The 22,425-nt window shown below is 66.2% G+C and carries 24 protein-coding genes; all 24 read left to right on the top strand.

The features are described from left to right. Positions 1-8: 8 nt before the first annotated feature. A complete protein-coding gene (gene pstA / locus ACQR1L_RS00560) occupies positions 9-854 on the top strand; it encodes a phosphate ABC transporter permease PstA (protein WP_434856538.1) in 846 nt (281 codons plus the stop codon). Beyond that, positions 851-1,672 carry a phosphate ABC transporter ATP-binding protein PstB gene (pstB, locus tag ACQR1L_RS00555; RefSeq protein WP_434855989.1) on the top strand — a complete coding sequence of 274 codons (822 nt, stop codon included), beginning with the start codon at positions 851-853 and terminating at the stop codon, positions 1,670-1,672. The genes pstA and pstB overlap by 4 nt, the downstream gene beginning before the upstream one ends. A 28-nt stretch (positions 1,673-1,700) precedes the next feature. Further along, complete coding sequence (gene phoU, locus ACQR1L_RS00550; RefSeq protein ID WP_434855988.1) at positions 1,701-2,417, top strand: phosphate signaling complex protein PhoU; 717 nt, start codon at positions 1,701-1,703, stop codon at positions 2,415-2,417. A gap of 16 nt (positions 2,418-2,433) precedes the next feature. Beyond that, positions 2,434-3,141 (top strand): phosphate regulon transcriptional regulator PhoB, encoded by a 708-nt coding sequence (gene phoB, locus ACQR1L_RS00545; protein ID WP_009028046.1) that lies wholly within the window; start codon positions 2,434-2,436, stop codon positions 3,139-3,141. A 94-nt stretch (positions 3,142-3,235) separates the two neighbouring features. Next, entirely contained in the window at positions 3,236-4,552 is a 1,317-nt protein-coding gene (locus tag ACQR1L_RS00540) for a trypsin-like serine protease (protein WP_434855987.1), read from the top strand. A 270-nt stretch (positions 4,553-4,822) separates the two neighbouring features. Beyond that, positions 4,823-5,845 carry a HoxN/HupN/NixA family nickel/cobalt transporter gene (locus ACQR1L_RS00535; protein WP_434855986.1) on the top strand — a complete coding sequence of 341 codons (1,023 nt, stop codon included), beginning with the start codon at positions 4,823-4,825 and terminating at the stop codon, positions 5,843-5,845. Positions 5,846-5,871: 26 nt separating this feature from the next. Beyond that, positions 5,872-6,888 carry a HupU protein gene (locus tag ACQR1L_RS00530; RefSeq protein WP_434855985.1) on the top strand — a complete coding sequence of 339 codons (1,017 nt, stop codon included), beginning with the start codon at positions 5,872-5,874 and terminating at the stop codon, positions 6,886-6,888. After that, complete coding sequence (locus ACQR1L_RS00525; RefSeq protein ID WP_434855984.1) at positions 6,885-8,324, top strand: nickel-dependent hydrogenase large subunit; 1,440 nt, start codon at positions 6,885-6,887, stop codon at positions 8,322-8,324. Before ACQR1L_RS00530 ends, ACQR1L_RS00525 begins: the two co-directional genes overlap by 4 nt. A gap of 225 nt (positions 8,325-8,549) precedes the next feature. Then, positions 8,550-9,647, top strand: coding sequence for a hydrogenase small subunit (locus tag ACQR1L_RS00520; protein WP_434855983.1), 1,098 nt, complete (start codon positions 8,550-8,552; stop codon positions 9,645-9,647). 21 nt (positions 9,648-9,668) lie between these two features. Then, positions 9,669-11,459: a nickel-dependent hydrogenase large subunit gene (locus tag ACQR1L_RS00515; protein WP_434855982.1), complete on the top strand. Its 1,791-nt coding sequence runs from the start codon at positions 9,669-9,671 to the stop codon at positions 11,457-11,459. Between the two features lie 12 nt (positions 11,460-11,471). Further along, positions 11,472-12,215 carry a Ni/Fe-hydrogenase, b-type cytochrome subunit gene (cybH, locus tag ACQR1L_RS00510; RefSeq protein WP_434855981.1) on the top strand — a complete coding sequence of 248 codons (744 nt, stop codon included), beginning with the start codon at positions 11,472-11,474 and terminating at the stop codon, positions 12,213-12,215. A 10-nt stretch (positions 12,216-12,225) separates the two neighbouring features. Then, a complete protein-coding gene (locus tag ACQR1L_RS00505) occupies positions 12,226-12,810 on the top strand; it encodes a HyaD/HybD family hydrogenase maturation endopeptidase (protein WP_434855980.1) in 585 nt (194 codons plus the stop codon). A gap of 26 nt (positions 12,811-12,836) precedes the next feature. Further along, entirely contained in the window at positions 12,837-13,127 is a 291-nt protein-coding gene (locus ACQR1L_RS00500) for a HypC/HybG/HupF family hydrogenase formation chaperone (RefSeq protein WP_434855979.1), read from the top strand. 231 nt (positions 13,128-13,358) lie between these two features. After that, complete coding sequence (locus ACQR1L_RS00495) at positions 13,359-13,805, top strand: hydrogenase accessory protein (protein ID WP_434855978.1); 447 nt, start codon at positions 13,359-13,361, stop codon at positions 13,803-13,805. Continuing rightward, positions 13,802-14,665 carry a hydrogenase expression/formation C-terminal domain-containing protein gene (locus tag ACQR1L_RS00490; RefSeq protein ID WP_434855977.1) on the top strand — a complete coding sequence of 288 codons (864 nt, stop codon included), beginning with the start codon at positions 13,802-13,804 and terminating at the stop codon, positions 14,663-14,665. Before ACQR1L_RS00495 ends, ACQR1L_RS00490 begins: the two co-directional genes overlap by 4 nt. Then, positions 14,662-14,874: a rubredoxin gene (locus tag ACQR1L_RS00485; RefSeq protein ID WP_434855976.1), complete on the top strand. Its 213-nt coding sequence runs from the start codon at positions 14,662-14,664 to the stop codon at positions 14,872-14,874. The genes ACQR1L_RS00490 and ACQR1L_RS00485 overlap by 4 nt, the downstream gene beginning before the upstream one ends. After that, entirely contained in the window at positions 14,871-15,371 is a 501-nt protein-coding gene (gene hybE / locus ACQR1L_RS00480) for a [NiFe]-hydrogenase assembly chaperone HybE (RefSeq protein ID WP_434855975.1), read from the top strand. The genes ACQR1L_RS00485 and hybE overlap by 4 nt, the downstream gene beginning before the upstream one ends. Further along, positions 15,368-16,456 carry a nickel-dependent hydrogenase large subunit gene (locus tag ACQR1L_RS00475; protein WP_434855974.1) on the top strand — a complete coding sequence of 363 codons (1,089 nt, stop codon included), beginning with the start codon at positions 15,368-15,370 and terminating at the stop codon, positions 16,454-16,456. The genes hybE and ACQR1L_RS00475 overlap by 4 nt, the downstream gene beginning before the upstream one ends. After that, the gene (gene hypA, locus ACQR1L_RS00470) at positions 16,449-16,790 is read left to right on the top strand and encodes a hydrogenase maturation nickel metallochaperone HypA (protein ID WP_434855973.1); all 342 of its coding nucleotides are present in this window, start codon (positions 16,449-16,451) and stop codon (positions 16,788-16,790) included. The genes ACQR1L_RS00475 and hypA overlap by 8 nt, the downstream gene beginning before the upstream one ends. Further along, positions 16,790-17,770 carry a hydrogenase nickel incorporation protein HypB gene (gene hypB / locus ACQR1L_RS00465; protein WP_434855972.1) on the top strand — a complete coding sequence of 327 codons (981 nt, stop codon included), beginning with the start codon at positions 16,790-16,792 and terminating at the stop codon, positions 17,768-17,770. The genes hypA and hypB overlap by 1 nt, the downstream gene beginning before the upstream one ends. After that, positions 17,767-20,025: a carbamoyltransferase HypF gene (hypF, locus tag ACQR1L_RS00460; protein WP_434855971.1), complete on the top strand. Its 2,259-nt coding sequence runs from the start codon at positions 17,767-17,769 to the stop codon at positions 20,023-20,025. Before hypB ends, hypF begins: the two co-directional genes overlap by 4 nt. Beyond that, entirely contained in the window at positions 20,025-20,261 is a 237-nt protein-coding gene (locus ACQR1L_RS00455; protein WP_434855970.1) for a HypC/HybG/HupF family hydrogenase formation chaperone, read from the top strand. Before hypF ends, ACQR1L_RS00455 begins: the two co-directional genes overlap by 1 nt. Continuing rightward, complete coding sequence (hypD, locus tag ACQR1L_RS00450) at positions 20,258-21,385, top strand: hydrogenase formation protein HypD (protein ID WP_434855969.1); 1,128 nt, start codon at positions 20,258-20,260, stop codon at positions 21,383-21,385. Before ACQR1L_RS00455 ends, hypD begins: the two co-directional genes overlap by 4 nt. Beyond that, complete coding sequence (gene hypE, locus ACQR1L_RS00445; RefSeq protein WP_434855968.1) at positions 21,382-22,422, top strand: hydrogenase expression/formation protein HypE; 1,041 nt, start codon at positions 21,382-21,384, stop codon at positions 22,420-22,422. Before hypD ends, hypE begins: the two co-directional genes overlap by 4 nt. Positions 22,423-22,425 lie beyond the last annotated feature (3 nt).

Below are 22,425 nucleotides of genomic sequence, written 5' to 3'. Positions count from 1 at the left end.
TCAATCCCATCAACCCGATCTATGCGCGCCGCCGCCGCAAGGACATTGTCGTCCGCGGCCTGTGCATCGCCGCCGCGGCGTTCGGCGTCACCTGGCTGGCGCTGATCCTGTTCACGCTGTTCTATAACGGCCTCGCCGGCCTCAGCCTGCAGGTCTTCACCGCCGACACGCCGCCGCCGGGCGCCAGCGAAGGCGGCCTGCGCAACGCCATCGTCGGTTCGATCATGATGACCGTGATCGGCGTCGGCATCGGCGCGCCGCTCGGCCTGTTCGCCGGCACCTACCTCGCCGAATACGGCCGCAACGACCGCCTGACCTCGGTGATCCGCTTCATCAACGACATCCTGCTGTCGGCGCCGTCGATCATCATCGGCCTGTTCATCTACGGCGCCGTCGTGGTGCCGATGGGCGGCTTCTCCGCCATCGCCGGTGCGCTGGCGCTGGCCGTCATCGTGATCCCGGTCGTGCTGCGCACCACCGAGGACATGCTGCTGCTGGTGCCCAACCCGCTGCGCGAGGCAGCCTCGGCGCTTGGCCTGCCGCGCTCGCTGGTGATCCGCCGCATCGCCTACCGCGCGGCGCGCTCCGGCCTCATCACCGGCGTGCTGCTGGCGACCGCCCGCGTCGCCGGCGAAACCGCGCCGCTCCTGTTCACCGCGCTGTCGAACCAGTTCTGGAGCCTCAACCTCTCCAAGACGATGGCGAACCTGCCTGTCACCATCAACAACTTCGTGCAGAGCCCGTATGCCTATTGGAAGCAATTGGCCTGGAGCGGAGCCCTTCTCATCACTCTGGCCGTGCTCGCTTTGAACGTCGGTGCACGCATTCTCGGCGCCGAGAGGAAAACGAAATGACCGAACTGTCCGTCTCCGTCAGTCAGCCCGCTCACACCCTTCACGGCCAGCCGCTCCCCGAGGCGCCGGCCAAGGTGACCGCGCGCAACCTGAACTTCTATTACGGCGATCATCACGCGCTGAAGAACATCAACCTGACGCTGGGCACCAACCGCGTCACGGCGTTCATCGGCCCGTCCGGCTGCGGCAAGTCCACCCTGCTGCGCATCTTCAACCGGATGTACGATCTCTATCCGGGCCAGCGCGCCACCGGCCAGCTGATGCTGGACAACACCAACATCCTCGATCCCAAGCTCGATCTCAATCTGCTGCGCGCGCGGGTCGGCATGGTGTTCCAGAAGCCGACGCCGTTCCCGATGACGATCTACGAGAACATCGCCTTCGGCATCCGTCTCTACGAGAAGATCTCGAAGTCCGAGATGGACGACCGCGTCGAGAAGGCGCTGCGCGGCGGCGCGCTGTGGAACGAGGTCAAGGACAAGCTCAACGCCTCCGGCCTGTCGCTGTCCGGCGGCCAGCAGCAGCGCTTGTGCATCGCGCGCACGGTCGCCGTCCGGCCCGAGGTGATCCTGTTCGACGAGCCGTGCTCGGCGCTCGACCCGATCTCGACCGCCAAGGTCGAGGAGCTGATCCAGGAGCTCGCGGAGAACTATACGATCGCGATCGTCACCCATAACATGCAGCAGGCGGCCCGCGTCTCCGACAAGACCGCCTTCATGTATCTCGGCGAGCTGATCGAGTTCGACGAGACCAGCAAGATCTTCACCTCGCCGAGCGATCGGCGGACCCAGGACTACATCACCGGCCGGTTCGGCTGACGCCGACAGCATTCTTCAGGAGATCAACATGGCCAGTGAACATACCGCCAAGGCGTTCGACAGCGATCTGCAGGACCTGACCCGGCTGGTGTCGGAGATGGGCGGCCTCGCCGAGCGGCTGATCGTCGATTCCGTCGACGCGCTGGTGCGGCGCGACGTGGCGCTCGGCCAGAAGGTGGTCGCCGCCGACGCCGAGGTCGACAAGCTGCAGCGCATCATCGAGGAGCGCGCGGTGCTGACGATCGCCCGCCGCCAGCCGATGGCGGTGGATTTGCGCGAGATCGTCGGCGCGATGCGCGTCGCCACCGATCTGGAGCGCATCGGCGACCTCGCCAAGAACATCGGCAAGCGCGTCGCCGCGCTGGAGAGCGACTTCCATCCGCTGAAGCTGATCCGCGGCCTCGAGCACATGACTGATCTGGTGCAGTCGCAGGTCAAGACGGTGCTGGACGCCTATGCGGCGCATGACCTGCCGGCGGCGATGACGGTCTGGAAGGGCGACGAGGAGGTGGACGCGATCTGCACCTCGCTGTTCCGCGAGCTCCTGACCTACATGATGGAAGACCCGCGCAACATCTCGTTCTGCATCCATTTGATGTTCTGCGCCAAGAACATCGAGCGGATGGGGGACCACGCCACCAACATCGCCGAGACGGTGTTCTATATGATCGAGGGCCAGCAGATCATGGACAAGCGCCCGAAGGGCGACATGACCAGCTTCGCGACCACGATCCCCGGTAACTGAGAAAGACGATTTCGACATGGGTGCGCGAATTCTGGTGGTTGAGGACGAGGAGGCGCTGACGACGCTGCTGCGCTACAACCTCGAGGCCGAAGGCTACGAGGTCGAGACCGTGGCGCGCGGCGACGAGGCCGACACGCGGCTCAAGGAGCGCGTGCCCGATCTGGTCGTGCTCGACTGGATGCTGCCGGGCCTGTCCGGCATCGAGCTGTGCCGGCGGCTGCGGGCGCGGTCCGAGACCAAGCAGCTGCCGATCATCATGCTCACCGCGCGCGGCGAGGAGAGCGAGCGTGTGCGGGGGCTTGCGACCGGCGCCGACGACTACATCGTCAAGCCGTTCTCGGTGCCGGAGCTGCTGGCGCGCGTGAAGGGCCTGCTGCGGCGGGCGAGCCCGGAGCGGCTGGCGACAGTGCTTTCCTATGGCGACATCGAGCTCGACCGTGAGAAGCGCCGCGTGGCGCGCTCGGGCCGGCCGATCGATCTCGGCCCGACCGAATACCGCCTGCTCGAATTCTTCCTCGAGCATCCCGGCCGCGTGTTCAGCCGCGAGCAGTTGCTCGACAGCGTCTGGGGCCGCGACATCTATATCGATGAGCGCACGGTGGACGTGCACATCGGCCGCCTGCGCAAGCTGCTCAATCCCGGCCGCGAGCAGGATCCGATCCGCACTGTGCGTGGCGCCGGCTATGCGCTGGACGATCGCTTCGCCAAGTCGGAGCAGGCCTAACGGGCGAGCAGGCCTGATCGCGCGGTCATGCCGTTGCCGTCTTGATCCTGTGTGATCGAGTTCCCATCATCATGGTCGGACCTCGGCAGACGCAATGATCAGGACGCTCGCTATCTTGTTGGCCTTGTTGCTTGTGGCTGCCGGCAATGCCGCGGCCGCCGAGCTCGAGGACGCCGTCGCTGCGGCTTCGAACGGGCTGCCGGCGGCGGCGTTACGCCGGCTCCAGCCGCTCGCCGCCAAGGGCGATGCGCGCGCGCAGTTCAATGTCGGATTCATGCAGGCCTTCGGCCTGGGCGCCCCGCGCAACCAGGCGGAGGCGCTGGTCTGGTACCGCAAGGCCGCCGATCAAGGGCTCGCCGTCGCCCAGCATTATCTCGGCATCGCCTATTTCAACGGTGAAGGCGCCGCCCGCGATCACGGCGAAGCCGCCCGCTGGTTCAATCGCGCCGCCGCGCAGGGCTTTGCCCAGTCGCAATACATGCTCGGCCTGATGATGCTCGACGGCGAGGTCATGACCCGGGACGTCATCCAGGGTTATGCCTGGCTCGTGATGGCCGGTCGCAGCGGCGTCAGGTCGGCCGGCCGTGAGATTCAGAGAGTGAAGCTCAGCGAAGCGCAGCGGCGCCAGGCCGAGGCCACCATTGCCGCGTGGCGGCCGAAGCCGGAATCGGTCGATGCCGGGATTGCCAATCCGCGCGCGGAGCAGTTGCTCGGTCTCGACCGGCACTTCGGCGACGTCGTCGATCCCACCTCCTGGCCGGCCTCCTCGATCGGTGTCGTGACCGTGGCGCAATACAGCACGGGAGGTTCGTGCACCGGCACGCTGGTGGCGCCGCGCGTGGTGCTCACGGCGGCGCATTGTGTCTTCAACGGCGTCGGGCAGGTCAGCCCCGGCAACGTCCATTTCCTCGCTGGCATGAACAGAGGCACTCCCGCGGCCTCGTCGGTCGCCGACAAGCTGATCGTGGCGCCTGAGTTCATTCCGACCCAGCACGACAAATGGTCGCTGGACCGCTCGCCAGCCGACTGGGCGTTGATCATCCTGAAGGATGCGCTGCCCTCGAAGCCCGTGGCGGTGAAGTCCGTGGGCCGGGATGAGCTCGCGGCTGCGACCAAGGCCGGCGCCATCTCCGAGATCGGCTATGGCCAGGAGCGGCGCTATTCGCCGACCGGCCAGCGCAATTGTAGCGCAAGCATGACCAGGGACGCCCGTCTCCTGACCGTGCATTGCCTTGCCAATTTCGGCTATTCGGGCTCGCCGATCCTGGCCGAGATCGGCGGCGAGCCGGTGGTGGTCGGGATCTTCTCGGCGTTCCACGAGGAGACCCGGCTGATGTTTGCCGCGCCCGCCAGCCAGTTCGAGGCGGCCGTGCGGCGCGAGATCGCCGCGCAGAGCGCATCCGCGCGGTGAGGGGAGGGACAGGAAGAGGAAGAGAGTTGGACACCGGCTGGTCAATGTTTGTGCGTGACCGGATAGCGGATTGCCAAAGCAATGCCGGGGACCTCAGCCGCACGGGCGACGAGGGTTGATTTACAAGTGATTTGGGCGCGGCAGCGCGAGCCTTGCCTTTTGGCGCAGGTCTTGCTCTCTTGTCCGAGTATGACGATTTTGCCAATTGATCATCCTCGCTCCGCGCGTTTCGTTCCGGCTTGGCTGCGGCCGGTCGGGCGTCGCAATGCGATGCTGCTGGCCGGCCTTGTGCTCGCCAATGCGCTCGCCTGGGCCTGGGCGTTCGCGCTCTACGCCGACCGTCCGGCCATCGTCGGCACCGCGCTGCTGGCCTGGCTGCTCGGCCTCCGCCACGCCGTCGATGCCGATCATATTGCGGCGATCGACAATGTGGTCCGCAAGCTGGTGCAGGACGGCGATGCGCCGCGCGCCGCGGGTCTTTACTTCGCGCTCGGCCATTCGAGCGTCGTCGTGATCGCCACGATCGTCGTGAGCCTGGTCGCCGGCGCGGATCTGTTGCGGGAGGACAGTGCGATCCGCGCGATCGGCGGCGCCATCGGCACCTCGGTCTCGGCAGGCTTCCTGCTGCTGATCGCGTTGGCGAACCTCGTCCTGTTCGTGAACCTCTGGCGCCGCTCGCCCCGGTCCGAGACGGACAGCGCGAGCCCCGGCAACGGCCTCCTGATTCGTCTGCTGCGGCCCGTGCTGCGGGTCGTTTCGCGCGCCTGGCATATGTTCCCGCTCGGCTTCCTGTTCGGCCTTGGCTTCGACACCGCCAGCGAGATCGGTCTTTTGAGCCTGTCGGCGACCGAAGCGGCCCGCGGCGAGAGCCTGGTGCATATCCTGGTGTTCCCGGCGCTGTTCGCCGCGGCGATGGCGACCGTCGACACCGCCGACGGCATGCTGATGGTCGGCGCCTACCGCTGGGCGCTGACGGATCCCGCCCGCAAGCGACGCTACAATCTGGTGATCACCGGGCTGTCGGTGATGATCGCGCTGGTGATCGGCGGCGTCGAGGCCGCCACGCTGCTGGCGCCGCTGTTCGGCCTGACCGGAACGTGGGCCGATGTTGCGAGCGCGCTCGGTGACGGAATCGCCGACCTGGGGATCGTCGCGGTCGTCCTGTTCGGACTGATCTGGGCCGGCGCCGTATTCTTCAACCGCCGCCCGCGCGGTTCCGAGGCCGACGCGGCGCTTGCCACCCTTCGTGCGGGGACGCTAAACCCCGGGGAGATACCAAACACGACAGCATGAAGCTGTGCTGAGGGCAGGACCTCACGATGGCCGGCGCGGAGGGAATGACCAGGATGCTGTGGCTGCAGGGCGCGAGCTGCGGCGGCTGCACGATGTCGATCCTGGAAAGCGGCGCCTCCGGCTGGTTCGACGAGCTGCGCCAATCCGGCATCGACCTGATCTGGCACCCTTCTGTCAGCGAGGAGACCGGCGACGAGGTCGTCGAGCTGCTCGACGCGATCCGTGACGGCCGCGAGCGGCTCGATCTGCTGGTGCTCGAAGGCTCGGTCGCGCGCGGACCGCATCTCAGCGGTCGCTTCAACATGCTCGCCGGCACCAACCGCTCGATCTATCACTGGCTGCTCGATCTCGCCCCGCTTGCCGACTACGTCGTCGCGGTTGGAAGCTGTGCGGCCTATGGCGGCATTCCCGCGGCCGGGAGCAATCCGACCGACGCCGTCGGGCTGCAGTTCGAGGGCAGCGATGCCGGCGGTGCGCTCGGCTCCGGCTTCCGCTCGAAGCGCGGGCTGCCGGTGATCAATGTCGCCGGATGCGCACCGCATCCCGGCTGGGTGATGGAAAGTCTGCTCGCGCTCACCTCTGGCGACCTGACGAGCGATGGGCTCGACGCCGTGGGGCGCCCGACCTTCATCGCCAACCACCTCGCGCATCATGGCTGCTCGCGCAACGAGTTCTATGAGTTCAAGGCGAGCGCGGAAACCATGTCGGAGCGCGGCTGCCTGATGGAGCATCTGGGCTGCCGCGCGACGCAAGCCGTCGGCGACTGCAACCAGCGCTCCTGGAACGGCGGTGGCTCCTGCACCAAGGGCGGCTATGCCTGCATTGCCTGCACCTCGCCGGGCTTCGAGACCACGCAGAACTATCTGCAGACGGCGAAGCTCGCCGGCATTCCTGTGGGCCTCCCCACCGACATGCCCAAGGCCTGGTTCGTCGCGCTGGCGGCGCTGTCGAAATCGGCGACCCCGCGTCGCGTACGCGTGAATGCGACTGCCGATCACGTCGTCGTGCCGCCGAGCCGGTCCGGCGACAAGCGCAGCTCATGACGCGGATTACGGTCGGCCCGTTCAACCGCGTCGAGGGCGATCTCGAAGTCCGCCTGGATATCGACAGCGGCCGCGTCGCGCGCGCCGAAGTGACGGCGCCGCTCTACCGCGGCTTCGAGCAGATCCTGGAGGGACGTCCGCCGCTGGACGCGCTCGTGATAGCGCCGCGCATCTGCGGCATCTGCTCGGTGTCGCAGTCGATCGCGGCGGCGGCTGCATTGCGTCAAGCGATGGGCGTGGTCCCAGCGCCGAATGGCGTGCTCGCGGCCAACATCGCGCACGCGGCCGAGAACGCCGCCGACCACCTCACGCACTTCTACATCTTCTTCATGCCCGACTTCGCCCGCGACGCCTACGCGTCTCACGCGTGGCACGGCGAAGCGGCCGAGCGCTTCACTGCCACCAAGGGATCCGCGGCCCGCGAGGCGCTGCCGGCGCGGGCGCGGCTGCTGGAGATCATGGGCGTCATCGCAGGCAAATGGCCGCATAGCCTGGCGTTCCAGCCGGGCGGCACGACGCGTGCAATTGAGCTTGGCGAGCGTATCCGGCTGAATGCGATCGCGGCGTCGTTTCGCGGCTTTCTCGAACGCGTTGTGTTTGCCGACAAGCTCGAACACGTGCTGGCGCTGTCGACGCCGGATGAACTCGATCAGTGGCGCGACGGGCGCGGCGGCGACTTCGCGCACTTCCTTCGCCTGGCCGATGCGCTCGATCTCGCGCATCTGGGGCCGGGACCCGGTCTGCTGATGAGTTTTGGCGCGTATCACGATGCTGATGCTGCGCGCTTTCGGGCCGGGCTTCGGACCTCCGATGGAAAGATCGAAGCGCTGCCGTCCGGTCAGATCACCGAGGACGTGTCGCACGCCTGGATGCGCGATACGTCGCGCGATCCGGCCGAGAGCCGCACCGAGCCGGATGCCGACAAGCCTGACGCCTATAGCTGGTGCAAGGCGCCGCGGCTTGCGGGAGATCCCGTCGAGGTCGGCGCGCTGGCGCGGCAAGCGGTCCACGGCCAGCAGCTGATCACAGCATTGCTGTCCGAGAGCGGCAGCAATGTCCGCAATCGCGTCATCGCACGCCTGATCGAGACGGCGCAGCTTGCAATCTCGATCGAAGGCTGGATCAAGGGTCTGCGCCTCAGCGAGCCGTTTTGCGAAGCCAGCGGCGAAGCGGCCGATGGCAACTATGTCGGCCTTGTCGAGGCCGCGCGCGGCAGCCTCGGCCACTGGCTCGCGGTCCGCTCCGGCCGGATCGCGCGCTATCAGATCATCGCCCCGACCAGCTGGAACTTCTCGCCGCGCGATGCCGATGGCGTCGCGGGCCCACTCGAACAGGCGCTGGTCGGAACAGAGGTCGGCGATGCCGGCGCGCGTGCCGTCAGCATCCAGCATGTCGTGCGATCGTTCGATCCCTGCATGGTCTGCACCGCGCATTGAGCGCGCTTCGCGAGGGCGGAAACTAGCTTATCGGGTGCAAAGCGCGTGATTTCCGATATGCGGCCGATCAGCGAGCCCGAACTGCTTGTCTCTTAACGAGCCTCATCCCAACCATCTGGAATCATTATGATTCAAATCTAGCAATGATGCTGGCCCGCATCTTGCTGTCCCCTCTCGCCAGATCGCGATCGGATGATCGCCAAGGCGATAGCAGGGGGAGGACTCATGGGCGCGACGACGGAAACTTTTTACAGCGTGATCCGGCGCCAGGGCATCACGCGGCGCAGCTTCCATAAGTTCTGCAGCCTCACCGCGACGAGCCTCGGCCTCGGGCCGCTGGCGTCGGCGCGCATCGCCAATGCGCTGGAGACCAAGCCGCGCACGCCTGTCATCTGGATGCACGGGCTGGAATGCACCTGCTGCTCGGAGAGCTTCATCCGCTCGGCGCATCCGCTGGTGAAGGACGTCGTGCTGTCGATGATCTCGCTCGACTATGACGACACGATCATGGCGGCGGCCGGCCAGCAGGCCGAAGAGATCCTCGAAGAGACGCGCGCGAAGTACAAGGGCCAGTACATTCTCGCCGTCGAAGGCAATCCGCCGCTCAACGAAGGCGGCATGTTCTGCATCGACGGCGGCAAGCCGTTCGTCGAGAAGCTGAAGGTGATGGCCGAGGACGCGATGGCGATCATTGCCTGGGGGGCCTGCGCGTCCTGGGGCTGCGTGCAGGCGGCAAAACCCAATCCGACGCAGGCAACGCCGATCGACAAGGTGATCACCAACAAGCCGATCATCAAGGTGCCCGGCTGCCCGCCGATCGCGGAGGTCATGACCGGTGTCGTCACCTACATCACCACCTTCGGCAAGCTGCCCGAGCTCGACCGCCAGGGCCGGCCGAAGATGTTCTACTCGCAGCGCATCCACGACAAATGCTATCGCCGGCCGCATTTCGACGCCGGCCAGTTCGTCGAGGAATGGGACGACGAGGCGGCGCGCAAGGGCTATTGCCTCTACAAGATGGGCTGCAAGGGCCCGACCACCTACAACGCCTGCTCGACCGTGCGCTGGAATGGCGGCGTCTCGTTCCCGATCCAGTCGGGCCATGGCTGCATCGGCTGCTCCGAGGACGGTTTCTGGGACAAGGGCTCGTTCTACGACCGGCTCACCACGATCAAGCAGTTCGGCATCGAACGCAACGCGGACGAGGTCGGCATGGCCGCCGCGGGCACTGTGGGCGTCGCGGTTGCGGCGCATGCCGCGGTTACCGCCGTCAAGCGGCTCGCCACCAAGCGCGACGACGCCAGCGCCAAGCAAGATCATTAATTCAGTTCAGGGCAGGCAACGATGGGCATCCAGACTCCCAACGGCTTCAATCTCGACAATTCCGGCAAGCGCGTCGTCGTCGATCCGCTCACGCGCATCGAGGGACATCTGCGCGTCGAGGTGAACGTCGACTCCAACAACGTCATCCGCAATGCGGTGTCGACCGGCACGATGTGGCGCGGCATCGAGACCATCCTGCGCAATCGCGATCCGCGCGACGCCTGGGCCTTCACTGAGCGGATCTGCGGCGTCTGCACCGGCACGCATGCGCTGACCTCGGTGCGCGCGGTCGAGAATGCGCTGGGGATTTTGATCCCCGACAATGCCAACTCGATCCGCAACATCATGCAGCTCTGCCTGCAGGTGCACGATCATCTCGTGCACTTCTATCACCTGCATGCGCTCGACTGGGTCGACGTCGTCTCGGCGCTGAAGGCCGATCCGAAGGCGACCTCGGCGCTGGCGCAGTCGATCTCGGACTGGCCGCTGTCATCGCCGGGCTATTTCAAGGACCTGCAGATCCGGCTGACCAAGTTCGTCGAATCCGGCCAGCTCGGCCCGTTCAAGAACGCCTATTGGGGCCACGCCGCCTACAAGCTGCCGCCGGAAGCGAACCTGATGGCGGTCGCGCATTATCTGGAGGCGCTCGATTTCCAGAAGGAGATCGTCAAGATCCACACCATCTATGGCGGCAAGAACCCGCATCCGAACTGGTTGGTCGGCGGCGTGCCCTGTGCGGTCAATGTCGACGGCACCGGCGCGGTCGGCGCCATCAACATGGAGCGGCTCAACCTCGTTTCCTCGATCATCGACCGCTCGATCGAGTTCGTGCAGAAGGTCTATCTGCCGGACGTCGTCGCCATCGGCTCATTCTACAAGGACTGGCTCTATGGCGGCGGTCTCTCCGGCAAGAGCGTGATGTCCTACGGCGACATCCCCGAGAATGCCAACGACTATTCGGCCAAGAACCTCAAGCTGCCGCGCGGCGTGATCCTCAACGGCAATCTGAACGAGGTGCTGCCGATCGATCATGGCGATCCCGAGCAGATCCAGGAGTTCGTGACGCATTCCTGGTACAAATATCCCGACGAGAGCAAGGGTCTGCATCCCTGGGACGGCGTGACAGAGCCGAACTATCAGCTCGGACCGAATGCCAAGGGCACCAAGACCGACATCAAGGAGCTCGACGAGGGCGGCAAATATTCCTGGATCAAGGCGCCGCGCTGGCGCGGCAACGCGGTCGAGGTCGGGCCGCTGGCGCGCTACATCATCGGCTATGCGCAGAACAAGCCGGAATTCAAGGAGCCGACGGACAAGCTCCTGAAGGCGCTCAACCTGCCGGTCACGGCGCTGTTCTCGACGCTCGGCCGCACTGCCGCCCGCGCGCTGGAGTGCGACTGGGCCGCGACGCAGATGCGCTACTTCCAGGACAAACTGGTGGCGCGCATCAAGGCGGGCGACTCCTCGACCGCCAATGTCGAGAAGTGGAAGCCGGAGAGCTGGCCGAAGGAAGCCAAGGGCTACGGCTTCACCGAGGCGCCGCGCGGCGCGCTCGCGCATTGGATCAAGATCAAGGACACCAAGATCGACAACTACCAGTGCGTCGTGCCGACCACCTGGAACGGCTCGCCGCGGGATCCCAAGGGCAATATCGGCGCCTTCGAGGCGTCGCTGATGGATACGCCGATGGCGGATCCGGAGAAGCCGCTGGAGATCCTGCGGACGATCCATTCGTTCGATCCGTGCTTGGCGTGCTCCACGCACGTCATGAGCCCGGATGGCCAGGAAATGGCGACGGTCAAGGTCAGGTAGCGGGAGAGCAGCATGATGGATGCCGTTGCACGTCCGCCGGAGACCGAGTCCAACCTCGCCGCGATCGCGGCCGACGCCGCCGGTGAGCGCGCGATCGGCCGGCCCACGGTCTATGTCTACGAAGCCCCGGTGCGCATCTGCCACTGGGTCAACGCGTTCGCGATCGTCGTGCTGATGGTGACAGGCTATCTGATCGGGACGCCGCTGCCGACTGTCGAAGGTGAGGCCTCAGCCAGCTTCGTGATGGGCTACATCCGGTTCACGCATTTCGCGGCCGGGCAGGTGTTGGCGGTGTTCTTCCTCGCCCGCATCCTCTGGGCCTTCGTGGGCAACCACCACTCGCGGCAGATCTTCTACATTCCCGTGCATCGCAAGCAGTTCTGGAAGGAAGTGCTGCACGAGATCCGCTGGTATGCCTTCCTGGAGCGCGAGCCGAAAATGTATGTCGGCCACAATCCGCTGGCGCAGACGGCGATGTTCACGGGCTTCACGGTGTTCGTCGCCTTCATGATCGTCACCGGCTTCGCGCTGTATTCGGAAGGCGAGGGGATCGACAGCTGGCAGTACAAACTGTTCGGCTGGGTGTTCTCGATCTGGCCGAACAGCCAGGATGTGCACACCTATCATCACCTCGGCATGTGGGCGCTGGTGATGTTCGTGATGGTGCACGTCTATGCCGCCATCCGCGAGGACATCATGTCCCGTCAGAGCATCATCTCCTCGATGATCTCGGGCGAGCGGCAGTTCCGCGAGTAGGAGCCGCGTGATGGCTGAAGCAAAGCTCGACCGCATCCTGGTGCTCGGGATCGGCAACATCCTATGGGCCGATGAAGGGTTCGGCGTGCGCGTGGTGGAGGAATTCCACCGCCGCTACGCCGTGCCCGACAACGTCACCATCCTCGATGGCGGCACGCAGGGGCTCTACCTCGTCAACTATGTCGAGGAAGCCGACGGGCTGATCGTGTTCGACGCCATCGACTACGGCCTCGCTCCGGGCGAGCTCAAGCTCGTCCGTGACGAGGAGGTGCCGCGCTTCACCGGCGCCAAGAAGATGAGCCTGCACCAGACCGGCTTCCAGGAGGTGCTGAGCGCCGCCGACCTGCTCGGCCGCTATCCCCAGCGTCTGGCGCTGATCGGCTGCCAGCCGCTGGATCTCGAGGACTGGGGCGGGCCGCTGACCGCGCCGGTGCGCGCGCAGATTGCCCCGGCGATCGAGTTGGCCTGCGCTGTGCTCGCCGAGTGGGGCGTCTCGGCGGTGTTGCGGCCCGAGCCGCTCGCCGGAGACGCGCGCCTGCTCGCCAACGACATCGATCATCATAGCTACGAAATGCGCGCGGACCCGGCCGAATAACCCGGGGGATCGCGAGGGAGTCTGCCATGTGCCTGGGCCTGCCGATGACGATCGTGGAGACCGACGGCGTCTCGGCGCGGTGCAGCTTCGACGGTGAGGAGCGCCGCGTCTCGGTGCTGCTTCTCTCAAGCCCGCCGGTCGGCGCGAAGGTCCTCGTCTATCTCGACAACGCGGTGCGCCTGCTCGATGACGAAGAGGCGCGGCTGATCGGTGAGGCGCTGCGCGGCCTGCAGGCCGCGATGAACGGCGAGAACTGCGACGACTTCTTTGCCGACCTGGTCGGCCGTGAGCCGCAGCTGCCGGAGCATCTGCGCTGATCTCGGGGCTGTCATCCTGTCAGGTTTCTGACAATATGGTTTCCACAAGAAAACAAACTTACCATCTCCTGTATGGAAACCAACTTTGCCGTTTCCTGCTGAAAACTTAATCGTCTGAAAATATTTTGTTAAATCAAAAGCTTGCCTGAGTTGGTCGGACGCCGGCATCTGGCACGTCGATTGCTGACCAATGGGACGACGGAAACGATAACTGGTCAGGGGGAGACATCCATGGAGATGCTGCAGCACGAGCCTGCGCGCAGGCGAGGTGGGCTGCCGGAGGTCGATGCTGGCTCCGTCGATCGCTTCCTGGCTGAGGCACACGGCGCTGGTGCCGTTGCCGTGCTGCTCTCGGCCGGCGATCCCGCAAGGTTTCCGGAAGCGCTCGACGTGGCCATCGTGTTGCCGGAGCTGATCACCGCGTTTCAAGGACGGCTGCGCGGCGCGGTGATCGCGCGAAACGCTGAGGCCGAGCTCGGCGCGCGCTTTGGCGTACGCGTGCAGCCGTCGCTGATCCTGTGCCGCGGCAGCGACGTGCTCGGCGTCATCGCCAAGATCCAGGACTGGTCCGTCTATGTCGACCGCATCTCGCGCCTGATCGATCGCCCGGTCGGAGCCGCCGCAACGGTCGTCGCCAGCATCGTTCCCGCGCATCAGCCTTCAGGAGTCGACCGATGAAGCCCGGATTCTGGATTGCGCCCGAAGGCGCCGAGCAGCCGGTCAGCGTGTTTCCGATCGGCGAGGAGGCGCTCGATGTTCAGTACAAGGGGCTGACCGCCTCCGGCGCCCTGGCCAAGCTCGCGACGCTGGATTCGGAGGAGTTGGCGCGGAGCTGTCCGCGCGCCGTCGAGTTGCTGTCGACGATCGCGTCGGCCATCGGATCGCAGACCGCGGATGCTCCAACTCAGTTGTTTCGTCTTGCCGGCCTCAACGATCTCGAGCGCCGGCTGATCGACGACGTGCTCGGCGAGGGCGAGGTCGCCGGCGTGGTGGCACTGCCCGACGGCTCGCTTGCGCAGATCCAGGAATCGGTGCTCGCGGGCATCTGGCGCGTCCGGCTCGAGCGCGACGAGAGCCACGACTATATCGAGATCGGCGCGGTGCCGGAAATCGTCGCGCGCGCGGCGATCGATCTGACGGCCGGCGACGTCGTGATCGGGCCGGCACCGGAGGGCACGATGAACGCGCTGCCGGTGCTCGCCGAGATTCGCGAGCGCGCGCTCGCCTGGCGGCCGGGCCAGCGCTCGCAGACCATCAACTTCACGCTGCTGCCGATGAGCCCGGTCGACATGAGCTTCCTGCAGCAAACGCTCGGCAATGGTCCCATTCAACTGATGTCGCGCGGCTACGGCACCTGCCGCGTGCTCGCGACCGGCGTGCGGCATGTCTGGTCGGTGCAGTTCTTCAACGCCATGGACACGATCATCCTCGATACGCTCGAGGTCGGCGGCGTGCCTGTGGTTGCGCTCGCCGCGCCCGAGGATTTCGAGGATTCGGCCGAACGCCTCAAGCAGATCATCGAGGCGTATTTCACATGAGCGCCGGCTTCGAGAATTTTGGTGTGCGCAGCGATCTCGCCGACGAGGTGACGCTGGAGTGCGGCATCTGCTGGACGCGCTACAACCCGGCCGAAGGCGACGGCGTCGCGCAGATCGCACCGGGCACGCCGTTCTCGGCCCTCCCTGATGATTGGCATTGCCCGAATTGCGACGCCCCGAAGGCCAAGTTCATGGTGGTGGAGTCATGAGTGCGATCGCGGCCGGGCAGGAGATCTACGAGCTCGCGCCGGCCGCATGGGGCGAGCGCCTTGCCGGCGCCTATCGCGAGATCGGTGAGCGGGCCATGCGCGACTTGCCGATCTACCACGATGTGCTCGACGTGGAGGCGGTCGGCTTCACCAGCGTCCAGGGACGGACGATCGGGATCATCATCACGCCCTGGTTCATGAACGTGGTTACTCCGGGGGAACAAGGCAGCGTCGGATCAACCATCGAGATCGCGCTGCCCGCCGGCGCATTTGAGTTCACCGTCGGTGACGTCGCCGAGGTCGGGCGCATCGCCAGTTGTTCGCTGTTCTCGCCGATGTCCGAGTTCGAGGACATGACCGCCGCGCGAATCGCGGCCGAGGCCGCGCTGGCGGCCATGCTGACCGCGTCCGAAGACGAAGCCCATGCCGCGCGGGCGTCGCGCGCCATCGATCGCCGAGCGTTGCTGCGTGGAGCCTTGTCGGAGCGCCGCGCATGACGCTCGCCTTCCGCAACCGGATCGACGTGACGCTGTCGGTGGCCGACGGGCGGATCACGCGCGTCGAGATCCAACCGCGCACGCGGCCGCCGGTCGGGCGTCTTGGCGCGGGTAGGCCCGTCGAAGTGCTACTCGCAGCCTTGCCCCGATTGTTTTCGCTGTGCGCCACGGCGCATCAGGTCGCGCTGCTCACGGCCATCGAGGCCGCGCGCGGTCAGCCGGCGGCACCGTTGACGCGGCATCGCCGGATCAAGGCCGTGCTGACCGAGCGCGTTGCCGAGTTGTTGCGCGGCCTGCTGCTCGGACCTCTCTCCGGCGATCGCGAAACGCTGCCGCTGGCGCAAGCCATTGCGGCGCTGCAGAACGGCTTTCGAGCCGAGGCATCCGTAAGCTCCCGCGCAGAAACCTTGTCACAGATCAAGATGGCCTTGGAGAAACTGGGGGTAGGCTCCGCCTCGGGGATCTTTGCGCCGGGAACTCCACTCGCAAGGCTGATGGCGGCGCTTCGCAAGGCCGCCGAAGATGGAGGATGGAGGCACATGCCGTCAGCGCATGGCGCGCTGTCTGCTGCTGACGATCGCGCCGTCGTCACCCGGCTGATGGAGGAGGGGCCCGCATTCGCGGATGCGCCCGAGCTCGACGGCCGTGTCCCCGAGACCGGCGTCTGGGCCCGTCAGGCACGCAACGCGCCGCACGCGGCGGGGGCAGCCGAGCGGCTGTCGGCCCGGATCGCAGAGTTGACCGCGCTGCTCCGCTGGATCGAGGACGGTGAGACCGAGGATGCCACTGAGGAGGACCTGGTCGCGGGTTATGCACTGGGGCCTGGCCGTGGTGCGGCTGCGGTGGAATGTGCGCGTGGCCGGCTGCACCACGTCGTCGAGCTGGATGCGCTGGGCAACATCGCAAGCTTCGACTATCTCGCCCCGACGGAATGGAATTTTCATCCGCGCGGGCCGGTCGTGACCTGTCTGACGGGCGCCATGCTGCGCGGCGCCGAGGATCGTGATTCCGTCCATGGCATGATCGCATCGTTCGATCCCTGCGTCGGCTTCGGCCTGACGGTGCGGGAGATGGCCGATGCATGAGATGGCGCTGTGCGAAGGCATCGTCGAGATCGTCGAGGCGGAGGCGCGCAAGGGCGCGTTCTCCAAGGTGAAGACGGTGTGGCTCGAGATCGGCGCGCTCAGCCATGTCGCGCCGGAGGCGCTGCGGTTCTGCTTCGAGGCCGTCACGGCGCATACGATCGCGCGCGGCGCGGCGCTTGAGATCATCGAACAGAAGGGCACGGCCTGGTGCCTCGGCTGCTCGCGCAGCGTCGAGATCAGCCAGCGTTACGAGCCCTGCCCCGAATGCGGCAGCCATCAGCTGCAGGTGACGGGCGGCGAGGACATGCGGGTCAAGGAGCTGGAGGTCGAGTGATGTGTACGGTGTGCGGCTGCGGCGACGGCAAGTCCTCGATCGAAGCGGGTGATCATCATCACGATCACGGCGATCACGATCATCATCATGCGCATGGACATGATCACAGCCATGATCATGCCGGGCATCATCACCATCACGGCCATCACCACCATGATCACGACCACGACCACGATCATGGCCACCATCATCACCATGATGATCATGCGCATGACCATCATCACGCGCATAGCGCGGCGGATCATATCGACTGTGCGGCCAATCCGGCGGGCCAGGAGATCGCCGGCCTGTCGAGTGGACGCATCATCCAGATCGAGCGCGATATTCTCGGCAAGAACAATCGCCTCGCCGCCGAGAACCGCGCGCGGTTCGCCGCGCACGACGTGCTCGCGTTCAACTTCGTCTCCAGCCCCGGCGCGGGCAAGACCTCGCTGCTGGTGCGCGCCGTCTCGGAGCTGAAGCAGAGCCGCCCGGTCGCCGTGATCGAGGGCGATCAGCAGACTTCGAACGATGCCGAGCGCATCCGCGCGACCGGCGTGCCCGCGATCCAGATCAACACCGGCAAGGGCTGCCATCTCGATGCGGCCATGGTCGGCGAGGCCTATGGTCGGCTGCCGCCGCTGCGCGGCGGGCTGCTGTTCATCGAGAATGTCGGCAATCTCGTCTGCCCGGCGGCGTTCGATCTCGGCGAGGCCTGCAAGATCGTGGTGTTCTCGACCACCGAGGGCGAGGACAAGCCGCTCAAATATCCGGACATGTTCGCAGCCTCGGCGCTGATGCTCATCAACAAGATCGATCTGGCCGCGGTGCTCGACTTCGATCTGGCGCAGACCATCGAATATGCCCGCCGCGTCAATCCCAAGATCGAGGTGCTGACGATCTCGGCCAAGACGGGCGAAGGCTTCTCCGCCTTCTATGCCTGGATCAGGAAGCAGGCTGACCGCATGCGCGCGGGCGCGCTGGGCGCGGTGCAGAGATGACCTCAGCAGGCCCGACATTGGCGGCGGATCGCACGCGCCTCAGGCTCCGCGTTCGCGGCGCCGTGCAGGGCGTCGGCTTCCGTCCCTATGTCCATGGCCTCGCCACGCGCCATCGCCTCGGCGGCTTCGTCGCCAACGACGCGGAAGGCGTCGTGATCGAGATCGAGGGCGAGAACGTCGTGCCCTTCGTCGAGGCGCTGCCGCAGCAGGCGCCGCCTCTGGCGCGCATCGACGACATCGCCGTCGAGGCGATCGCAATTGAAGCCAGCGCGGACTTCCGCATCGACGAGAGCGTCGGCGGCCGGGTGACGACTCGCATCGTTCCGGATGCCGCGACATGTCCGGCGTGCCTCGCAGAGCTGTTCGACCCCGATAGCCGTTTCCACCGCTATCCCTTCGTCAACTGCACCCATTGCGGTCCGCGCTACACCATCGCCGAGCGGCTGCCCTACGACCGCGCGACGACGGCAATGAAGCGCTTTCCGATGTGCGAGGCTTGCCGCGCGGACTATGAAGATCTGCGCGGCCGCCGGTTTCATGCCGAGGCGATCTCCTGCCCGGATTGCGGACCTCGCCTCAGCCATAGTGTCAACGACATCGCTTCCACGCTCGCCGACGGCAAGATCGTCGCCATCAAGGGACTGGGCGGCTACCAGATGCTGTGTGATGCGCGCAAAGAGCGCGCGGTTCAGCGGCTGCGCGCGCGCAAGCAGCGCGATGGCAAGCCGTTCGCGGTGATGTTGGCCTCGGCCGAGGCCGCCGGCCAGATTGCCGTGATCGATGCGGCGGAATGCGCGTTGCTGGAACAGGTCGCGCGACCGATCGTGGTGCTGACGTCACGCCACACTGTTGCGCCCTCGGTTGCGCCGGGCCTTGCCAGGATCGGCGCGATGCTGCCGGTTGCGCCGCTGCATCATCTGATCTTCGACGCGCTGCGCGCGCATGGAGATGAGGCGAATTGGGCGCTGGTCTGCACCAGCGCCAATCCGAGCGGCGAGCCGCTGCTGACCGACAATCATGAGGCTCTTGCCGAGCTGGCTGATATCGCCGATCTGATCGTCACCCATGACCGCGACATCGTGATCCGTGCCGATGATTCCGTCGTGGCCATGATGGCAGGTGCACCGCGATTCATCCGGCGCGCGCGCGGCTATGTGCCGGAGCCGATCCGGCTGCCGCGCGCTTTGCCGCCGCTTCTGGCGGTCGGTGCTCATCTCAAGTCGACGGTGACGGTGATCCGCGGCGACGAAGCGTTCGTCTCGCAGCATCTTGGCGATCTCGACACTGTCGCATCAATCCGCTTCTTCGAGGAGACCATCGAACATCTCACGTCCATCCTCGACGTCGCGCCGGTGGCGATCGCGCATGACCTGCATCCGGACATGGCGTCGACGCGGTTTGCGCAGGCGCAAGGCTTGCCCACCTTCGCCGTACAGCATCATCACGCCCACGCGGCGTCGGTGATCGCTGAGCACGCCGTACGAGAGCCCGCGCTGGCGGTGGTGCTCGACGGCTACGGCTATGGCAGCGATGGCGGCGCCTGGGGCGGCGAACTGCTGCTGTGCGAAGGCATCCGCTTTCAGCGCCTTGGCCATCTCGCGCCGCTGAAGATGCCGGGCGGCGACCGCGCGGCGCGCGAGCCGTGGCGCATGGCGGCGGCCGTGCTCCATGACCTCGGACATGACGCCGAGATCGCCGCGCGCTTCATGGATCAGCCCCAGGCGCGCCATCTGCCGATGCTGCTCGATCGCACCGATGCGGCCGTGACCACCAGCGCCGGCCGATTGTTCGATGCCGCGGCGGGATTGCTCGGCGTCAATGCGGTTCAGAGCTACGAGGGCGAGGCCGCGATGCGGCTGGAGGCGCTGGTGCGCGCACCGATGGTGCTCGAACGCGGCTGGTCCATGGCCGACCGCGTGCTGTCGCTGCGTCCGTTGCTCGCGCATCTCGTCGCGAACGACCTCGACCAAGCCGAAGCCGCCGGCCTGTTTCACGGCACCCTGGCAGCGGCCTGCGTCGATTGGATCGCGGACGCCGCACGCGCGACCGGCGTCGACACCGTCGTGCTGAGCGGCGGCTGCTTCCTTAATACGCATCTGGCGGAGCTGATCGTCAGCGGCTGCCGCGCTGCCGGCATTGCGGCGCTTCTCCCCCGCCGTCTGCCGCCCAATGACGGCGGCCTGAGCCTGGGGCAGGCCTGGATCGCCGGGCTGCGACTGATCGACAACGACAACACAGCTGGAGGGATCGTCTGATGTGCCTGGCCATTCCCGCCGAGGTGATCAAGCTGCTGCCCGACGACATGGCGATCGTCTCGATCGACGGCGTCAGCAAGGAGGTCTCCGTCGCGCTGATCGAGCAGGTCGCGGTCGGCGACTACGTCATCCTTCATGTCGGCCACGCGCTGGCCAAGATCGATCCGGAGGAGGCGCGCGAGACGCTGGACCTGCTCCGGCAGATGGGCGCAGCGACGGCGGAGGTTGCATCATGAAATATGCCGACGAGTTTCGCGACAAGGAGCTGGCGCTGGGCCTCGCGCGAGCCATCCGCGCCAAGGCGGATCCTGCGCGTGCCTATCGTTTCATGGAGTTCTGCGGCGGCCACACCCATGCGATCGCGCGCTATGGCCTGGAAGACATGCTGCCTGAGAATGTCCGCATGATCCACGGCCCCGGTTGTCCGGTCTGTGTGCTGCCGGCCGGGCGCATCGACATGGCGATCGCGCTGGCGGAACGGCCGGAGGTCATCCTCTGCGTCTATGGCGACCTGATGCGCGTGCCGGGCTCGCGCGGCGCCTCGCTGCTCAAGGCCAAGGCGCGCGGCGCCGACATCCGCATGGTCTATTCGACGCTCGATGCCATCGCGCTCGCGGAGCAGAACCCAAGCCGGGAGGTCGTGTTTTTCGCCATCGGCTTCGAGACCACGACGCCGCCGACGGCGGTGATGATCTGCGCCGCTGAGAAGAAGCGGCTTTCGAATTTCAGCGTGTTCTGCAACCACGTGCTGACGCCCCCCGCCATGCGCGCGATCCTCGACAGCGAGACGCCGATCGAGATCGACGGCTTCGTCGGTCCGGCGCATGTCTCGACCGTGATTGGCACCGAGCCCTATGCGCCGTTCGCGCGCGACGACGGCAAGCCCGTCGTCATCGCCGGCTTCGAGCCGCTCGACATGATGCAGGCGATCCTGATGCTGATCGAGCAGGTCAATGACGGCCGCCACGAGGTCGAAAACCAGTATCGCCGCGCCGTCACTGGCAGCGGCAACCAGCGCGCCATCCGCGAAGTGGCCGAGATCTTCGAACTGCGCGACCAGTTCGAATGGCGGGGCCTCGGCAGCATTCCGGCGAGCGCCTTGAAGCTGCGGCCGGCCTTCGCGCATCTCGATGCCGAGCTGCGTTTCGCAATGCGTGAACTCGTCGTCGCCGACAATCCGGCGTGCGAATGCCCCGCGATTTTGCGCGGGCTGAAGAAGCCGGTCGACTGCAAGCTGTTCGGCACGGCGTGCACGCCGGAGACGCCGATCGGCTCCTGCATGGTGTCGTCGGAAGGCGCCTGCGCGGCGCATTGGACCTATGGCCGCTTTCGCGACCATCAGCGGAGGCTCGCCTCATGAGCATGCATCAGCGCCGGCTGGACATGAAGAACGGCTGCGTCGATCTCTCGCATGGCGCCGGCGGCCGCGCGATGGCGCAGCTGATCTCGGGCCTGTTCCACGAAGCCTTCGGCAATGAATGGCTGGCACGCGGCAACGACCAGTCGGCATTCGACGTGGCGGCCGGCCGCATGGTGATGACAACGGACGGCTATGTCGTCTCGCCGTTGTTCTTTCCCGGCGGCAATATCGGCTCCCTCGCCGTGCACGGCACCGTCAATGACATCGCCATGGCCGGCGCGAAGCCGCTGTATCTCTCGGCGAGCTTCATCATCGAGGAGGGCTTTCGCTTCGACGATCTGAAGCGGATCGCCGATGCGATGGGCGAGGCGGCGCGCGAGGCCGGTATCGCGATCATCACCGGTGACACCAAGGTGGTCGAGCGCGGCAAGGCCGATGGCGTGTTCATCTCGACCGCAGGCGTCGGCGTGTTGCCGGAGGGGCTCGATCTTTCCGCCGACAAGGCGACGCCCGGCGATCGCGTGCTGCTGTCCGGCAGCCTCGGCGATCACGGCGTCGCGATCATGTCGAAGCGGCAGAATTTGACCTTCGATACCGAGATCGTCTCCGACTCGGCCTCGCTGCACGGGCTCGTTGCCGACATGGTGGCCGCCGGCGGTCGTGGCATCAGATTGATGCGCGATCCCACGCGCGGCGGGCTCGCCGCCACGATGAACGAGATCGCGCAGCAGTCCAATCTCGGCTTCCGCTTGCAGGAAGAGGCCATTCCCGTGAAGCCGGCGGTCGCCGCGGCCTGCGAGCTGCTCGGGCTCGATCCGCTGCACGTCGCCAATGAAGGCAAGCTGATCGCCGTGGTGGCGCCTGACGTGGCCGGCGCCGTGCTCGCGGCGATGAAGGCGCATCCGCTGGGTTACGACGCCGCCGACATCGGCGAGGCCGTGGCGGATGATCATCGCTTCGTCCAGATGGCGACGAGCTTTGGTGGAGGCCGCATCGTCGACTGGCTGTCGGGCGAGCAGCTGCCGCGGATCTGCTGAGAC

Origin of the sequence: Bradyrhizobium sp. HKCCYLR20261, assembly GCF_051168435.1 — a bacterium.
GTDB lineage: Bacteria > Pseudomonadota > Alphaproteobacteria > Rhizobiales > Xanthobacteraceae > Bradyrhizobium.
Note: the sequence above shows the minus strand (reverse complement) of the source record. Positions and strands in the feature narration are given on the sequence as shown.

What these genes read in the sequence shown, in the direction of transcription:
- pstB (WP_434855989.1), top strand. Translation starts at nt 851, where the DNA reads ATGACCGAACTGTCCGTCTCCGTCAGTCAGCCCGCTCACACCCTTCAC.
- phoU (WP_434855988.1), top strand. Translation starts at nt 1,701, where the DNA reads ATGGCCAGTGAACATACCGCCAAGGCGTTCGACAGCGATCTGCAGGAC.
- phoB (WP_009028046.1), top strand. Translation starts at nt 2,434, where the DNA reads ATGGGTGCGCGAATTCTGGTGGTTGAGGACGAGGAGGCGCTGACGACG.
- ACQR1L_RS00540 (WP_434855987.1), top strand. Translation starts at nt 3,236, where the DNA reads ATGATCAGGACGCTCGCTATCTTGTTGGCCTTGTTGCTTGTGGCTGCC.
- ACQR1L_RS00535 (WP_434855986.1), top strand. Translation starts at nt 4,823, where the DNA reads ATGCTGCTGGCCGGCCTTGTGCTCGCCAATGCGCTCGCCTGGGCCTGG.
- ACQR1L_RS00530 (WP_434855985.1), top strand. Translation starts at nt 5,872, where the DNA reads ATGGCCGGCGCGGAGGGAATGACCAGGATGCTGTGGCTGCAGGGCGCG.
- ACQR1L_RS00525 (WP_434855984.1), top strand. Translation starts at nt 6,885, where the DNA reads ATGACGCGGATTACGGTCGGCCCGTTCAACCGCGTCGAGGGCGATCTC.
- ACQR1L_RS00520 (WP_434855983.1), top strand. Translation starts at nt 8,550, where the DNA reads ATGGGCGCGACGACGGAAACTTTTTACAGCGTGATCCGGCGCCAGGGC.
- ACQR1L_RS00515 (WP_434855982.1), top strand. Translation starts at nt 9,669, where the DNA reads ATGGGCATCCAGACTCCCAACGGCTTCAATCTCGACAATTCCGGCAAG.
- cybH (WP_434855981.1), top strand. Translation starts at nt 11,472, where the DNA reads ATGATGGATGCCGTTGCACGTCCGCCGGAGACCGAGTCCAACCTCGCC.
- ACQR1L_RS00505 (WP_434855980.1), top strand. Translation starts at nt 12,226, where the DNA reads ATGGCTGAAGCAAAGCTCGACCGCATCCTGGTGCTCGGGATCGGCAAC.
- ACQR1L_RS00500 (WP_434855979.1), top strand. Translation starts at nt 12,837, where the DNA reads ATGTGCCTGGGCCTGCCGATGACGATCGTGGAGACCGACGGCGTCTCG.
- ACQR1L_RS00495 (WP_434855978.1), top strand. Translation starts at nt 13,359, where the DNA reads ATGGAGATGCTGCAGCACGAGCCTGCGCGCAGGCGAGGTGGGCTGCCG.
- ACQR1L_RS00490 (WP_434855977.1), top strand. Translation starts at nt 13,802, where the DNA reads ATGAAGCCCGGATTCTGGATTGCGCCCGAAGGCGCCGAGCAGCCGGTC.
- ACQR1L_RS00485 (WP_434855976.1), top strand. Translation starts at nt 14,662, where the DNA reads ATGAGCGCCGGCTTCGAGAATTTTGGTGTGCGCAGCGATCTCGCCGAC.
- hybE (WP_434855975.1), top strand. Translation starts at nt 14,871, where the DNA reads ATGAGTGCGATCGCGGCCGGGCAGGAGATCTACGAGCTCGCGCCGGCC.
- ACQR1L_RS00475 (WP_434855974.1), top strand. Translation starts at nt 15,368, where the DNA reads ATGACGCTCGCCTTCCGCAACCGGATCGACGTGACGCTGTCGGTGGCC.
- hypA (WP_434855973.1), top strand. Translation starts at nt 16,449, where the DNA reads ATGCATGAGATGGCGCTGTGCGAAGGCATCGTCGAGATCGTCGAGGCG.
- hypB (WP_434855972.1), top strand. Translation starts at nt 16,790, where the DNA reads ATGTGTACGGTGTGCGGCTGCGGCGACGGCAAGTCCTCGATCGAAGCG.
- hypF (WP_434855971.1), top strand. Translation starts at nt 17,767, where the DNA reads ATGACCTCAGCAGGCCCGACATTGGCGGCGGATCGCACGCGCCTCAGG.
- ACQR1L_RS00455 (WP_434855970.1), top strand. Translation starts at nt 20,025, where the DNA reads ATGTGCCTGGCCATTCCCGCCGAGGTGATCAAGCTGCTGCCCGACGAC.
- hypD (WP_434855969.1), top strand. Translation starts at nt 20,258, where the DNA reads ATGAAATATGCCGACGAGTTTCGCGACAAGGAGCTGGCGCTGGGCCTC.
- hypE (WP_434855968.1), top strand. Translation starts at nt 21,382, where the DNA reads ATGAGCATGCATCAGCGCCGGCTGGACATGAAGAACGGCTGCGTCGAT.